Genomic DNA, 14,085 nt, shown 5'->3' with positions numbered 1-14,085 from the left:
GATCCGGCGTCAGAGCAGGCCGGCCTTGCGCCCGAGCTTCTCGGCGACGTCGCCGGGCGTGATCTCGTCGGCCAGCAGCCGGCTGGTCGTCCACCCGGAGGTGTCGAGGCCCGAGGCCTCGCTGAAGGCGCGGTGGTCGTCGGCGAAGCGGTCGCGCAGCACCGCGATGTCGTCGGCGGTCGGCGCGTCGGCCTCGAAGTCGGTCTGCGAGGCGCTGCGGGCCAGCGGCTCGAAGCGCTTCTTGTACGGCGGCAGCCCCAGGCGCGCCACCAGGTCCTCGGCGGTGTCGTGCTGGGCCCGGACCATCTGGTGGAAGTCGACCAGGTGCACCTGCTCGCGGGGGAAGATCGAGTGCACGCGGGCGAGCTGGGCGCCGTAGAAGCCGCGGGCGACCACGGTGCGGGTGCGCAGCGACTTGGCGTCCCAGCCCTCGGGGCGGCTGCCGACCCACGAGGGGTCGAAGTCGATGCGCACCGACTCGGCGAAGGTGATCCGCTCCTCGGCGGGCAGCCGGCGCGTCCAGTTCATCACCCAGTGCGAGAAGGCGCGCTCGATCGGGTCGCGGAAGCAGAAGATGAGCGGCACGTCGGGGTTCCAGGCGTGGATCCGCTCCAGCGCCCCGGGCCAGAAGAGGTACGACGGGGTCGCGTCGACGCCCATCGTCGCCTTCGAGCGCGCCGAGCGGACGGCGACCTGGTAGCCGCTGAAGTCGGGGCGCTCCCAGTCGAGGGAGTCGTCGTCGAAGAAGTGCCACTCCTTCTGCGGGGCGCGGGTGATGTGCTGGTGGCTGACCAGGACGCGGTAGAGCGTGCTGGTGGCGGCCTTCTGCACACCACCGAGGACCAGCCCGATCGGGACGGTGCCGTGGGGTGCCTCGCCGGTGGCCTGGGCGGCGCTGGGTGCGGTGATCGTGTGCCTCCTCGCGGTGCGCCCGGGGTGCCTCCCGGACGGTTGGCGAGCATACGACAACCGCACCGCCGGACGGTCAGGCGCGGGCCCGCAGCACCAGCAGCACCAGGTCGTCCTCGTGCTCGCCCACCGCGTCGAGCAGGTGGTCGCAGAGGTCCTCGGGGTCCGTGCCGCCCCAGCCGCTCACCGCCTCCACCAGCCAGGCCAGGCCGTCGGAGAGCCCGGCGTCGCGGCGCTCGACCAGGCCGTCGGTGTAGAGCAGCAGGGTGTCGCCGGGGCGCAGCCGCAGCCGGTGGTCGGCACGGGGGGTGTCGGGGTCGAGCCCCAGGAGCAGGTCGGGGACCTCCTCCAGCAGCCGCGCCGTCCCCTCGGCGGTCACCAGCACCGGCGGCGGGTGGCCGGCGTTGCTCCAGTGCAGCAGCTGGCCGTCGGGGCCGCCGTCCTCGACCACGGCCAGCACGGCGGTGGCGACCTCGTCGACGCCGAGGCCGGCCATCGCCCGGTCGAGGTCGCTGAGCACCCGGGCGGGCAGCGCCAGCCGGGCGCTGTAGGCCACCCCGCGCGTGAGGTTGCGCAGCTGGCCCATGGCGGCCGCGGCGTCCTGGTCGTGGCCGGCGACGTCGCCCACCATCACCGCGAGCGCGCCGTCGGGCAGCACGTAGGCGTCGTACCAGTCGCCGCCGACCCGGGCCTTCTCGGCGGCGGGCTGGTAGCGCACCGCGACCTGCAGCGCGGGTCCGTGGGCGGGGCGGGTCAGCAGGCTGCGCTGCAGCGCCTCGGAGAGCTGACGGTCGCTCTCGCGCGCGGCGAGCAGCTCGAGCGACTGCTGCAGCGCCCCGGCCAGGGAGCGCAGGAAGTCGACGTACTCGCCGTCGAGCGCCAGGCGGTCGCTGAGCCGCAGCCGGAGGTGGTGCTGGGCCGCGCGGGGGTCCGGCGCGGGCAGGGCGATCCGGGCCAGGGTGCCCTGGCCGGGGCCACCGACGCTCTCGAGCACCACGGGGTCGGCCAGCGCGCCGCTGCAGACCACGACCTCGGGGAGGTCGCCGGGGTCCTCACGCAGCTCGCGCACCGCGAGGTCGACCAGCGCGGCGGCGCTCGAGACCCCGGCCAGCGCCTGGTCGAGGCGGGTCAGCACCTGCAGCCGGCGCCGGGCCACGACCTGGCGGGTCGTCTCGGTGACGATGTCGACGACGCCCTCGACCCGGCCCTCGGGGCCGCGCACGGGAGAGTAGGAGAAGGTGAAGTAGCACTCCTCGAGGAAGCCCGAGCGCTGGAGCGGCACCTCGGCGTCGACGACCCAGGTGGGGGCGGCGTCCTCGACGACCGAGCGCATCATCGGCCCGATCTGGTCCCAGGCCTCGGCGAAGACGTCCTGGGTGCGTCGGCCGAGCGCGGCGGGGTGCTTGTCGGCGATCAGCTGGACGAACGCCTCGTTGTAGAGCAGCACCAGGTCGGGGCCCCAGAAGAGCGCCATCGCGAACCGGGTCTCGAGGGCCAGGGCCAGGGTGCTGCGCAGCGCCGGGCTCCAGGTGCAGGGCTCGCCGAGACCGGTGGCCTCCCAGTCGATGCCGGCGTACGCCGCTCGCAGCGGGCCGGCGAGCTCGAAGAGCGGGTCCTCAGCCATGTCCGCCGCCCTTGGAGGCGGCCGCCGCCTCGAAGGCGGCCGCGACCTCGAGCAGGCGCCGGTCACTGCCGTGCGGGCCCACCAGCTGCACCCCGACGGGCAGGCCGTCCGGCGTGCGGCCGGCCGGCACCGCGATCGCCGGGCACCCGGTGACGCTGACCAGGTAGGCCGATCGCATCCAGTCGAGGTAGGAGCCCATCGGTCGCCCGGCGACCTGGGTGGGGTACTCCTGCTCGGCGGGGAACGGCGCCACCTGCGAGACCGGCAGCACCAGCAGGTCGTGCTGGGTGAAGAACTGGCGCATCCGCTCGCCGAGGGTGGTGCGCTGGGTGTAGGCGCGTGCCACGTCGGTGCCGCTCAGCGGCGCGCCCGCCCGGATGTTGTCGGCGAGGCTGGCCTTGAGCTCGCCCGGGTGCTCGGCGAGCAGCGGCCCGAGCTTGGCGTGCAGGTGCCAGGCGCGCAGGGTGCGGAAGGTGTCGTCGCCCTCGGCGAGGTCGGGGTGGGCGCCGTGCACCCGGGCGCCGTGGCGCGCCATCAGCCGGCCGGCCTGCTCGGTGACGACCGCGACCTCCTCGTCGACGGCGAAGGCGCCGCCGAGGTCGAGCGACCAGGCCACCCGCAGCCCGTGCAGGGCGCGGGGGGTGGGCTCGAGCGGAGCCGCGAGGAGGTGCCCCGGGTCGCCCAGGGCCATCGGCGCACGGGGGTCGGGGCCGGCCATGACCGAGAGCAGCAGGGCGAGGTCGCCGACGTCGCGGGCCAGCGGTCCCCCGACCGACGTGGTCTCCCACTGGTTGTACAGCGGCCACTCGGGCACCCGGCCCAGGCTGGGGCGCATCCCGACGACGCCGCAGAACGAGGCGGGGTTGCGCAGCGAGCCGCCCATGTCGGAGCCGTCGGCGAGCGGCACCATGCCGCTGGCCAGCGCGGCCGCGGCCCCGCCGCTGGAGCCGCCGGCGCTGCGGCTGGGGTCGTAGGGGTTGCGGGTGGTGCCGAAGAGCCGGTTGAAGGTGTGCGACCCGGCGGCGAACTCCGGCACGTTAGTGCGCCCGACGACCACCACGCCGGCGCGGCGCACCCGCTCGACGAGCAGCTCGTCGTGCTGGGGCACGTGGTCGGCGAAGAGCCGGGAGCCGTAGGTGGTCGGCCAGCCGGCCACCGCGTGGGTGTCCTTGAAGGCGAAGGGCAGCCCGTGCAGCGGCCCCAGGGGCCCGCCGCGAGCCAGGTGCTGGTCGGCCGCGGCGGCCCCGGCCCGGGCCCGCTCGACGTCGAGGTTGACGACCGCGTTGAGCTCGGGGTTGCGCTCCTCGATGCGCTCCAGGTGCAGCTCGAGCAGCTCGCGGGCCGAGATCCGGCGGCTGCGCACGGCCGCCGCCATCGCCCGGGCGCTGGAGTGGACGCCCAGGTCGGGGGCGGGCTGCTGGCTGCTCACCCCCTGATCATGGCCGACGAGTCCAGCGTGCGCCCGCGAACACCCCCAGGAGCACCAGTCCGGCTCCGGTCGCGACGCCCTGCCAGAAGGCGTTGCCCGCGGCGAACGCGTCCGGGCCCGGGCCGGTGGTCGTGTAGACGGTGCCCGGCTGCTCGCGCTCGGCGGCGCCGGCGACGCTCGGTGCGACCGCGGCCGGGGTGGGGCCGCCGGCCAGCGCGGTCGCGACGTTGCCGAAGAACTCCCCCGCCATCCGCCGCGACACCGAGGTCAGCATCCGCTGGCCGACCCCGCCGACCATCCCGCCCACGGTGGCGTCGGCGTCGTAGGTGATCCGGGTGCCGCCGTCCGCGTCCTCGAAGCGCACCGCCACCCGCGCGTCCACGGTGCCCGGGGCGCCCGCGCCCTGCAGGTGCATGGTCAGCGACTCGTGCTCGACGAGGTCGCGCAGGGTGCAGGTGCCGTCGTAGGTGCCCTTGATGGCGGCCACGCCCGCGTTGACGGTCATGGCGTAGGCGTGCTCGCCGTCGGCGCCGGCGAGACGCTCGAGGCGGGAGCAGCCCGGGATGGTGCCCACGAGCACGACCGGGTCGAGCAGGGCCTCCCACACCCGCGCCACCGGCTGCGCCACCAGGTGCTCTGCGCTGATCCTCACGAGGGGTGCTCCTGTCGCTGGTGGGCGTTCCTGAGGTCGAAGAGGTCGGAGGGCGACATCGGCATCCGGGTGACCGGGATGCCCTCGGCGTCCTCGATCGCGGCCGCGAAGACCGCGGCCGAGGGGATCACCCCGGCCTCGCCGGCGCCCTTGATGCCCAGGGGGTTGAGCGGGCTCGGGGTCTCCTGGTGGTCGATCGCGATCCCGTCGGGGACCTCGGTGACGTAGGGCATCAGGAAGTCCATGAAGGAGGCGTTGAGCAGCTGGCCCGACTCGTCGTAGGCCATCCGCTCGTAGAGCGCGCCCGCGACCCCCTGGGCCACGCCGCCGTGGATCTGCCCCTCCACGATCATGGGATTGATGAGCGTGCCGCAGTCGTGCACGACGGCGTAGGTCAGCACGCGGATCTCGGCGGTGTCGGGGTCGGTCTCGACGACCACGGCGTGGATGCCGGAGGCGAAGGTGGCCCGCTCGGGGCTGTAGAAGTCCTTGCCCTCCAGGCCCGGCTCGTCGTCCTCGGCGACCGGCGGCCGGCCGGGGTCGCCGACGGAGAACTGGGTGGCGGCCTTGGAGGCCTCGTCGAAGGCGTAGCGCAGCGGGTTGGAGAGCACCGCGACGGTGCCGAGGTCGATGGCCGAGCCGGGCGAGCCCTTGACCCGCACGCTGCCCTCGACGATCTCGAGGTCGGCCTCGTCGGCCTCGAGCGCCTCGGCGGCGATGCGCAGCGCCTTCTCCTTGGTGCGCCTGGCGGCCAGGTGGATCGCCGAGCCGCTCATCACCGCGGCGCGCGAGGCGAAGGTGCCCACGGCGTACGGCATCCGGCGGGTGTCGCCGGTGACGACCTCGACGTCCTCGAAGCGGCAGCCGAGCTCGTCGGCGACGAGCTGGGCGAAGACGGTCTGGTGGCCCTGGCCCTGGGTGGTCAGGCCGGTGGCGACCTTGACCTTGCCGCTGGTCTCGACGTGCACGTGGGCGCCCTCGTAGGGACCCACCCCGGTGCCCTCGACGTAGCAGGCCAGGCCGATGCCGACCCGGCGCCCCTGGGCGGCCATCTCGGCCCGGAAGGTCTCGAAGTCGTCCCAGCCCACCAGCGCCTTGGCCTTCTCGAGCAGCGCCGGGTAGTCGCCGGAGTCGTACTCGAGCTCACGACCGTCCTGGAAGACCAGGCCCTGGTCGTAGGGGAACTCGTCGGGCTGGATGAAGTTGGCGGCGCGCACCTCGGTGCGGTCGCGGCCCAGGTGGGCGGCGATCGCGTCCATGGTGCGCTCCATCGCGTAGCAGCCCTGCGGGCGCCCGGCGCCGCGGTAGGGCGTGACCATCGTGGTGTTGGTGTAGAGCGACTCGAAGACCACCCGGTAGAGCTCGGGCTTGTAGGGCCCGAGCAGCTGGGTGCTGGTGATGATCGGCACGATCAGCCCGTAGGGCGTGTAGGCGCCGTGGTCGTGCCAGAGCTCCACGTCGAGGGCCAGCAGCCGCCCGTCGTCGTCGAAGCCGACCTCGACGTGCTGGAGCTGGCCGCGCTCGTGGGCGGAGGCCACGAAGTGCTCGCGGCGGTCCTCGGTGAACTTCACGACCCGGCCCAGCGCACGCGCGGCCGCCGGCACCAGCAGCTCCTCGGGCCACGGGTGGTTGATCTTGACCCCGAACCCGCCGCCGACGTCGGGGGTGATCACGTCGACCTGGCCCAGGTCGAGGCCCAGCCTGGCGGCCACCGCGGCCCGCACGCCGGTGGAGGTCTGGGTCGAGGTCCACACCTGCAGCCGGTCGGAGTCGGGGTCCCAGCGCGCGACCGTGCCGCGGCCCTCGAGCGGGGTGCACGCCGAGCGCTCGACCTCGAGGTCGAGGCTGAGCCGGTGGGGCGCGGCGTCGAGGGCGGCGGCCATCGTCCGCGCGTCGGCGGTGCCCTGCTCGAGACGGGCGCCGACGTTGCCGGGCACGTCGTCGTGCACCAGCCGCTCACCGGCGCGGGCCTGCTCGAGACCGACCACCGGGGGCAGCACCTCCCAGGTCACCCGGATCCGCTCGACGGCGTCCTCGGCGACGTAGCGGTCGTCGGCGACCACGAACGCGACCGCCTCGCCCACGTGGTTGACCTCCTCGCGGGCCAGCGCGTGCTGGGTGCGTCCGTGGGTCAGCGCCGGGTGCGGGATCAGCAGCGGCAGCGGGTCGGCCAGCGGCGCCGACAGGGCCGCGAGGTCCTCGTGGGTCCAGACCAGGTGCACCCCCTCGAGGTCGAGCACGGCGTCGACGTCGATGTCGACGATGCGTGCGTGCGCGTGCGGGCTGCGCAGCACGGCGGCGTGCAGGGTGCCCGGGCCCACCAGCACGTCGTCGACGAAGCGGCCGGTGCCGGTGAGCAGGCGCCGGTCCTCGGTGCGCTGCACCGGCGTGCCCGTCAGCCGCGTCGTCACGACCGCTCCCGGGCCAGCTCGGCCGCGCGCTCCACCGAGCGCACGATGTTCTGGTAGCCCGTGCAGCGGCACAGGTTGCCCGCGACCATCTCGCGGGCCTCCTCGTGGGAGGGGTCGGGGTTGTCGCGCAGGCCCGCGGTGACCGTGGTCAGGAAGCCCGGCGTGCAGAAGCCGCACTGCAGGCCGTGGCACTGGGCGAAGCCCTCCTGCACCGCGCTCAGGGTGCCGTCGGGGCCGGCGAGCCCCTCGACGGTGGTGATCTCGTGGCCGTCGACGGTGACCGCCAGCAGCAGGCAGGCCCGCACCGGGCGCCCGTCGAGCAGCACGGTGCAGGCGCCGCAGACCCCGTGCTCGCAGCCGACGTGGGTGCCGGTCAGCCCGAGGTCGTGGCGCAGCGCGTCGCTGAGCAGGCGCCGGGCGGGCACCCGCGCGTCGTACGTCGTGCCGTTGACCACGAGGTGGACCTCGTGGAGCTCCTCGCTCATGTAGCGCTCCTCTCCCCGCGCTCGCCGGCGTGCCGCACGGCCTCGCGCACGACCCGGGTGGTCAGGACCCGGGCGAGGTGGGCACGGTACTGCGCGGTGGCGTGGATGTCGCCGCACGGCGAGAGCGCGGCGAGCGCCAGGTCGGCGGCGGCGTCGAGGTGCGCGCCGTCGGTCCCGTCGGTCCCGTCGGTCCCGTCGGCCAGGGCCGGCAGCAGGTCGACGACGGTGGGGGTGTCGTCGACCGCGAGGTACGCCGCGCGCGCCTCGACGACGTACCCGTCGACGAGACGGACCAGCGCGGCCACGCCGCACAGCGCGTAGTCGCCCTGGCGGCGCGAGATCTCGGCGAACCCGGCGCCCTGGCCGGCAGCCAGCGCGGGGAACCACGCGGAGGTGGCGATCTCGTCGTGGGCCAGCGAGCTCTCCAGCGGGCCGACGACGAGGTCGGCGCCGGCCACGGTGCGGGCACCCCGGGTGGAGAGCACCTCGACGGAGCCGCCGAGCAGCGCCAGCACCGCCGGCATCTCGGCCGCCGCGTCGGCGTGCACCAGCGAGCCGACCGTGGTGCCGCGGTTGCGGATCGGGGCGTGGGCGACGTGGCTCAGCGCCATCCGCAGCAGCGGCTGGGCCCTGGCCGCGCCGTCGTGGGCGAGCAGGTCGGCATGGCGCACCAGCGCCCCGACCCGCACTCCCCCGTCGGTCCCGTCGGGCCCGGCGAGCACCTCGACCTCGGCCAGCCCGGGGAGCGCGTTGATGTCGACGAGGCTGCTGGGCGCGGCGAGGCGCATCGACAGCAGCGGCACCAGGCTCTGCCCACCCGCCAGCACCTTGGCCTCCGGGTCGTCCGCCAGCGCCCGGCAGGCCTCCTCGAGGCTGCTGGGTCGCACGTAGCCGACGGGGGCGGGCTTCACGTCGGGCTCACCCGCGGTGCCTGCCCTCGGCGTCGGGGTGGGCCTGGGGGCCGTCGTGGTGCACGCCCTCGGTACCGACCGAGAGCATCGTGCCGTCGGGCTCGGGCGGGGCGATGGCCCGGGCCAGGTGGTAGCCCGCGACGATGATGATGGTGCCGGCGGCGATGCCGCCGAGGGTGAAGTCGTCGGTGACCGGGAAGAACTGGTCGGTGCCCAGGCCGATGCCCATCACCAGGCCCGCCGCGACCGGGACGAGGTTGACCGGGTTGCCGAAGTCGACCCCGTTCTCCTTCCAGATCTTCGCGCCGAGCAGGCCGATCATCCCGTAGAGCACCAGGGTGATGCCGCCCAGCACGGCAGCGGGGGTGGCGTTGACGATCGCCCCGAACTTGGGGACCAGACCGAGCAGGATCGCGGTCACCGCGGCCACGTAGTAGGCGGCCGTGGAGTAGACCCGGGTCGTGGCCATCACGCCGATGTTTTCGGCGTACGTCGTGGTCGGCGAGCCGCCGATCGAGGTGGCGATCACCGTGGCGACGCCGTCGGCGCCGACCGCGCGGCCCATCTCGGGGTCGAGGTCGCGCCCCGTCATCTCGGCGACGGCCTTGACGTGCCCGACGTTCTCGGCGACCAGCGCGATGACGGCGGGGATGACCAGGAGCGTGAAGGTGATGGAGAAGGAGGGCAGGTGCCAGCCGACCGCGTCGGAGGTCGTCTCGGGCGGGAAGCCGAACCAGTCGGCCGAGGAGACCAGCGACCAGTCGACGCGGTCGTGCTCGACCGCCTCGCCGGCGGAGGCGGGGGTGACAGAGGTGATCGGGCCGAGCGTGAGGTCGGCGAGCCAGGAGACGACGTACCCGAAGATCAGGCCGAGGAAGATCGCGATCCGCCCCAGGAAGCCCCGCAGCCCCACGGCCATCACGATCACCGCGGTCATCGTCAGCAGGGCGATCCAGTAGTCGGCCGGCATGTAGGTCGAGGTGGCGACCGGGGCCAGGTTGAACCCGATGAGCAGCACGACCGCGCCGGTGACCACCGGCGGCAGCACGGCGTTGACCGCGCCGGTGCCGGCGACGTGGATGAGCAGGCCGACCAGCGCCAGGATCACGCCGGAGACGAGGATCGCGCCGGTGACGTCGGAGGGGCCGCCGCCCTGGTTGTAGATCGCGGCCGCACCGCCCACGAACGAGGCGCTGGTGCCCAGGTAGCTGGGCACCTTGTTGCGCACGATCAGCAGGAAGCAGATCGTCGCGATGCCACTCATCATGATCGCGAGGTTGGCGTTGAGCCCCATGATGAGCGGGAAGACGAAGGTCGCGCCGAACATCGCCACGACGTGCTGGGCACCGATCCCGGCGGTGCGTCCCCAGTCGAGCCGCTCGTCGGGTGCCACCGCCTCGCCCTGCCCGGGCTTGACCACGGTCCACCTGAACATCGACATCACGTCACCTCTGTTCCTCTGGCCCGCCCGCTACGAGGGACCTCAACCTAGTGAGACCTCACCGCCGGTCTCGTCGGCAAGTCTCGCCGAAGGCGGCCCCCGATGGACGGCAATCGCTGGCACACGGGCGTGCCGAGCCGCTGTCGGCCAGCAGCAACGGCGCGCGTCAGCGCCGTTGGTCGAGCAGGGAGGAGCGCCAGCGACGAGCGACGCCGAGACCCCGTGAGCTGCCCGCTCGTCGCAGGCCGTCGAGTCGCGGGGGTTTCGAGACGGTTGCTGCGCAACCTCCTCAACCAACGGACGCGCGGCAGCACCGTTGGTCGAGCAGGGAGGAGCGCCAGCGACGAGCGACGCCGAGACCCCATGAGCTGCCCGCCCACCGCGACCACCCGCCGTACGCCATGGACTCACCCGGTTTCGGCGTCGCTCGAGCCTTCGGCCCTCGCTGCTCAACCAACGGACGCGCCGCAGCACCGTTGGTCGAGCAGAGAGGAGCGCCAGCGACGAGCGACGCCGAGACCCGGTGAGGTGCCCACTCGCCGTACGCCATGGGCTCACCGGGTTTCGAGATGGTTGCTGCGCAACCTCCTCAACCAACGACGCCGTTGGTCGAGCAGGGAGGAGCGCCAGCGACGAGCGACGCCGAGACCCCGTGAGGTGCCCGCTCGTCGCAGGCCGTGGGCTCACCGGGTTTCGAGACGGTTGCTGCGCAACCTCCTCAACCAACGGACGCGCGGCAGCACCGTTGGTCGAGCAGGGAGGAGCGCCAGCGACGAGCGACGCCGAGACCCCGCAAGAACCGAGCAGACCTCTCCTACGTCCGCCGGTGGAAAGTGACCTGGTTGTCGCCACCGACGTCGCTCTCGTACTCCGGATCATGAATTCGGCGGTGGTGGAAGGGACACAACAAGCGCCCCCGAGCCAGGTCGGTGTGTCCGTGGCACGACCACGGGTCGTCGTGGTGGGCGTGGCACATCGCCGGCGGGGCGTCACAGCCCCGAGCGGTGCAACCACCGTCACGAACGCCCATCGCGACCCGCTGGGCCGGGGTGAAGTACCGCTTCGCACGGCCCACGTCGAGCGGCTGACTCTTGCCTCCCAGCACCACGGGCACGACGCCGGCCTCGCAGGCCAGCCGCCTCGCGGTGGCGGCGCTGATCCGGTCACCGGTGTCGAGGGTGGCGGCCGCCAGGCCGTCCTTGAGGGAGTCGAGGGTCATGGTCACCACGACGGTGGCGTTCACGCCACCTGCCTTGGGTAGTTCCTTGGGGTCGAGCCTTTCGATGAGCTCGACGAACGCGGCACCGAGCCGCTGCGCTGTGGGGCGGCGTACCGGCACCGGAGCCTCGTTCTGCTCTTCGTGCTCGCCTTCATCGGTGGCGCGGTTGGCGATCTGGTGCTTGGGGGCGGCGAAGGCGAGCAGGGCCCGCTCCAGCATCTGGCCGGCCAGTAGCGGCACCGTGAACGAGCCCTTGATCCGGCCGTGGCCGTCCTCGCGCATCCGGAACACCGCCGACTTCTCCGCCTCGCGCTCCTCGCGCTCGAGCTGTTCGGCCTCCCATGCCTCCGCGACCTCGGGTGCCACGACTTCGAGGATGCGTCGACCCAGCACCCGCAGCGCCTTGGCGTCGTGGACCTCCGCGTACGCGACCAGCGCCTTGGTTGCCTGCTCCAACACACCGGCGTCCAGGTCGTCGGGCAGCTCATCGAGCGCCGTGCAGATCACCGACGCCTGCTCCGCGATGACATCGCCACGACCGAGCGCTTCCCGCACCACGTCGTAGCGGACGAGCCCCTCAGCCAGGCGCACCTGGCGGAACGACTCCCGCTTCGTCGACCGCGTCGCGTTGGAGTGCCACACCGCCACCGACGGCGACGCATTCGTCTCCGCCACCGCCACCGTCTCGGCGTGGGCGAGGGTCCGCGACTTCAGCTCGACCACCCGCGCCTCGAGCTGCGATAAGTCGACCAACGCCTCCGCCGTCGCTGCCTGGCTCATCGACCAGGTCGACACCTCGGCGAGCTCGTCGAGCAGCGAGTGCATGCGCGCGAGCGCCCCGTTGATGGGGTGCGCCGCGGTGGTGGCCATGAGAGAAGTCTCCCAGGGCCCACCGACAGAACAGCAGGTCAGAGGGGATTCTCCACAAGCTCGACCGGAACCTTTTTGGATCTTTTCCGGCGGCGTTGAGGCCGGGTTCTCGTCCGTGGCGACAGTAGGTTGGTCCGCGTGGGCGGAGTCGACGACTTGCACGAGGACGAGCTCACGAGGCTGTACGGCCCATGGGCTCCGCGGACCCCGGACGACCTCCGTGACCTGCTCGACGGCTACCCCGGCGTGTGGTGGATCGCCGGTGGCTGGGCCCTCGAAGCCTTCACCCACGTGAGCCGCGGGCATGCAGACACCGACGCGAGCATCCTGCGCGACGACCTGCCGATCCTGAGACGACACCTGGCCGGGCGCCTGGACGTCTGGGCGGCAGCCAGTGGCGCCTTGAGCCCCCTGGTCCCGCACGAGTCGCCCACCGCTGCTGCCGACGACGTACTGCCAGCCGGCTGCGGCCAGGTCTGGACGAGGCGCTCGGCGACCGAACCCTGGGAGTACGACATCCTGCTGTCGCCGGGGAGCGCGCAGGAGTGGGTCTACAAGCGCGACGAGTCGATCCGGATGCCGATGTCCGAGGCCCTGTGGGAGCGCGACGGAGTCCGCTACCTGCAACCCGAGATCCAGCTGCTCTACAAGGCCCGGGGGCTGCGCGCCAAGGACGACCTGGACTTCCGGAACACCCTGCCCCACCTCGACGACCGACGGCGCTCCTGGCTCCTCGAGTCGCTGGGCCGGACCCTGCCCCAGCACCCCTGGACGCCAGCGCTCCTGCCGTGATCGGCCGCGCCCCGATCCACCGCCTGGCCGGTGACTGGTCGATGGTGCGAAAGTGACTGCTCGGCCGTCAGCCGGCGACGTCGAGCACGCGCAGCGCGACGGCGACGTCGAGGCGCAGGTGGGGGTCGCTGGAGAGAGGGCCGAGGAGGCGCTCGAGCTTGGTGACGCGGTAGCGCATCGTGTTGTAGTGGAAGAACTGGGTGCGGGCGGCCTCGGCGACGTTGAAGTTCGTGTCGAGCAGCACCTGCAGGGTCTCGCGCAGGTCGAGCGCCTCGGTGGTGTCGCGGGCCAGCGGCCCCAGCACGTCGTCGGCGAAGGCGCGCAGCTCGGCGGTGTCGGGGACCATCGCGATCAGCCGGTGCAGGCCGAGCTGGTCGAAGAACGTGGTCGAGCCACCGCCGCGCACCCGTCGCCCCACGTCGACCGCCCGCCGGGCCTGCGCGTACGCCGCCGGCAGCTCGGCGAGCCCGGGGGCAGGGCGGCTGACCCCCGCCGAGAACGGCCGCCGGCCGCCACCCTTGTCGCCGGCGACCGCGGCGACCACGCGGCGCACGACGTCCTCGCCCGGCAGCAGGTCGCTCGTCGCACCTGCGTCGAGCGGCACCAGCACCACGACCTCGTGGGACAGGTCCACGACGGGGATGCGGGCGTCGACACCGCGCAGCACCTGCCGCCAGGCGGCGGCGAAGCGCTCCTGCCAGCGGCGCCACTCCACCCGGTCGGCCACGGCGTCGGGACCGGGAGCGGGGTCGATCTCGGCCACCAGCACCACGGTCGGCCCCTCGAGCCGCCAGCCCAGCGAGGCCGCGTGGTCGGCCACGAACCCGTCGTCGCCGGCGCGGCCGAGGAAGACGTCGCGCAGGAAGTCGCCGGCGTACTTGTGCTCGACCTCGGCGACCGCGTCCTGCCGCGTGAGCACCAGCGCCGTCAGGTCGGCCGCCCGCTCGAGCAGCGCCAGGTCGTCGTCGCCGACCGGGCCCTGCGCGCGCACCGCGACCAGCCGGGCCAGGTCGTGCTCGCCCGCGACGACCCGCACCCCGCGAGCCTCGCCGGCGCCGACCCGGGTCGCCGGGCCCGCACGACCCTCCAGCCGCTCCACGCGCACCCGCCCGCTGGTCGTCAGCAGGTCGACCTCGGCCAGCGACGCGCGCAGCGAGGCGGGCAGCGCGGCGGCCCGCTCCCGACCGTCGGTCGAGGTGATCAGCACACCCACCTCGAGCACCCGCGCGACCTCGCCCGCGACCGCGTCGAGGTCGCCGCCCTCGAGCACCAGCCGCGTCAGCCCGCGGTGCAGCCTGTCGATGCGCGCCAGCGCACCGGTCGAGACGTCCGGCTCCATGCA

At 73.6% G+C, this 14,085-nt stretch carries 11 protein-coding genes; 1 reads left to right on the top strand and 10 read right to left on the bottom strand.

What is annotated here, in order from left to right; translation table 11 throughout:
• Positions 1-9: 9 nt before the first annotated feature.
• The 9 genes from JOE61_RS16505 to JOE61_RS16465 form a co-directional block, all read right to left on the bottom strand.
• Positions 10-975 (bottom strand): sulfotransferase family protein, encoded by a 966-nt coding sequence (locus JOE61_RS16505; RefSeq protein ID WP_193667236.1) that lies wholly within the window; start codon positions 973-975, stop codon positions 10-12.
• 10 nt (positions 976-985) lie between these two features.
• Positions 986-2,533 carry a SpoIIE family protein phosphatase gene (locus JOE61_RS16500; protein ID WP_193667235.1) on the bottom strand — a complete coding sequence of 516 codons (1,548 nt, stop codon included), beginning with the start codon at positions 2,531-2,533 and terminating at the stop codon, positions 986-988.
• Entirely contained in the window at positions 2,526-3,962 is a 1,437-nt protein-coding gene (locus tag JOE61_RS16495; protein WP_307823063.1) for an amidase, read from the bottom strand. Before JOE61_RS16495 ends, JOE61_RS16500 begins: the two co-directional genes overlap by 8 nt.
• Positions 3,963-3,969: 7 nt before the next feature.
• Entirely contained in the window at positions 3,970-4,614 is a 645-nt protein-coding gene (locus JOE61_RS16490; RefSeq protein WP_193667234.1) for an SRPBCC family protein, read from the bottom strand.
• The gene (cutA, locus tag JOE61_RS16485) at positions 4,611-7,025 is read right to left on the bottom strand and encodes an aerobic carbon-monoxide dehydrogenase large subunit (protein WP_193667233.1); all 2,415 of its coding nucleotides are present in this window, start codon (positions 7,023-7,025) and stop codon (positions 4,611-4,613) included. Before cutA ends, JOE61_RS16490 begins: the two co-directional genes overlap by 4 nt.
• The gene (locus tag JOE61_RS16480) at positions 7,022-7,510 is read right to left on the bottom strand and encodes a (2Fe-2S)-binding protein (RefSeq protein WP_193667232.1); all 489 of its coding nucleotides are present in this window, start codon (positions 7,508-7,510) and stop codon (positions 7,022-7,024) included. Before JOE61_RS16480 ends, cutA begins: the two co-directional genes overlap by 4 nt.
• Positions 7,507-8,421, bottom strand: a complete 915-nt coding sequence (locus JOE61_RS22600) for an FAD binding domain-containing protein (protein ID WP_193667231.1) — start codon at positions 8,419-8,421, stop codon at positions 7,507-7,509. Before JOE61_RS22600 ends, JOE61_RS16480 begins: the two co-directional genes overlap by 4 nt.
• A gap of 7 nt (positions 8,422-8,428) precedes the next feature.
• On the bottom strand, positions 8,429-9,862 hold the full coding sequence (locus JOE61_RS16470; RefSeq protein WP_204797264.1) for a uracil-xanthine permease family protein: 1,434 nt from the start codon (positions 9,860-9,862) through the stop codon (positions 8,429-8,431).
• An 814-nt stretch (positions 9,863-10,676) separates the two neighbouring features.
• Positions 10,677-11,951, bottom strand: coding sequence for an HNH endonuclease signature motif containing protein (locus tag JOE61_RS16465; protein WP_193667230.1), 1,275 nt, complete (start codon positions 11,949-11,951; stop codon positions 10,677-10,679).
• Between the two features lie 138 nt (positions 11,952-12,089).
• Between JOE61_RS16465 and JOE61_RS16460 the strand changes: the two genes are divergently transcribed.
• Entirely contained in the window at positions 12,090-12,743 is a 654-nt protein-coding gene (locus JOE61_RS16460) for a hypothetical protein (protein WP_307823061.1), read from the top strand.
• 67 nt (positions 12,744-12,810) lie between these two features.
• Here JOE61_RS16460 and JOE61_RS16455 read toward each other — a convergent pair whose 3' ends face one another.
• A complete protein-coding gene (locus tag JOE61_RS16455) occupies positions 12,811-14,082 on the bottom strand; it encodes a PucR family transcriptional regulator (protein WP_193667229.1) in 1,272 nt (423 codons plus the stop codon).
• Positions 14,083-14,085 lie beyond the last annotated feature (3 nt).

It is taken from the genome of Nocardioides salarius (assembly GCF_016907435.1).
In the GTDB taxonomy this organism is placed as follows: Bacteria; Actinomycetota; Actinomycetes; order Propionibacteriales; family Nocardioidaceae; genus Nocardioides; species Nocardioides salarius.
Note: the sequence above shows the minus strand (reverse complement) of the source record. Positions and strands in the feature narration are given on the sequence as shown.

What these genes read in the sequence shown, in the direction of transcription:
- JOE61_RS16500 (WP_193667235.1), bottom strand. Translation starts at nt 2,533, where the DNA reads ATGGCTGAGGACCCGCTCTTCGAGCTCGCCGGCCCGCTGCGAGCGGCG.
- JOE61_RS16480 (WP_193667232.1), bottom strand. Translation starts at nt 7,510, where the DNA reads ATGAGCGAGGAGCTCCACGAGGTCCACCTCGTGGTCAACGGCACGACG.
- JOE61_RS16470 (WP_204797264.1), bottom strand. Translation starts at nt 9,862, where the DNA reads ATGTCGATGTTCAGGTGGACCGTGGTCAAGCCCGGGCAGGGCGAGGCG.
- JOE61_RS16465 (WP_193667230.1), bottom strand. Translation starts at nt 11,951, where the DNA reads ATGGCCACCACCGCGGCGCACCCCATCAACGGGGCGCTCGCGCGCATG.
- JOE61_RS16455 (WP_193667229.1), bottom strand. Translation starts at nt 14,082, where the DNA reads ATGGAGCCGGACGTCTCGACCGGTGCGCTGGCGCGCATCGACAGGCTG.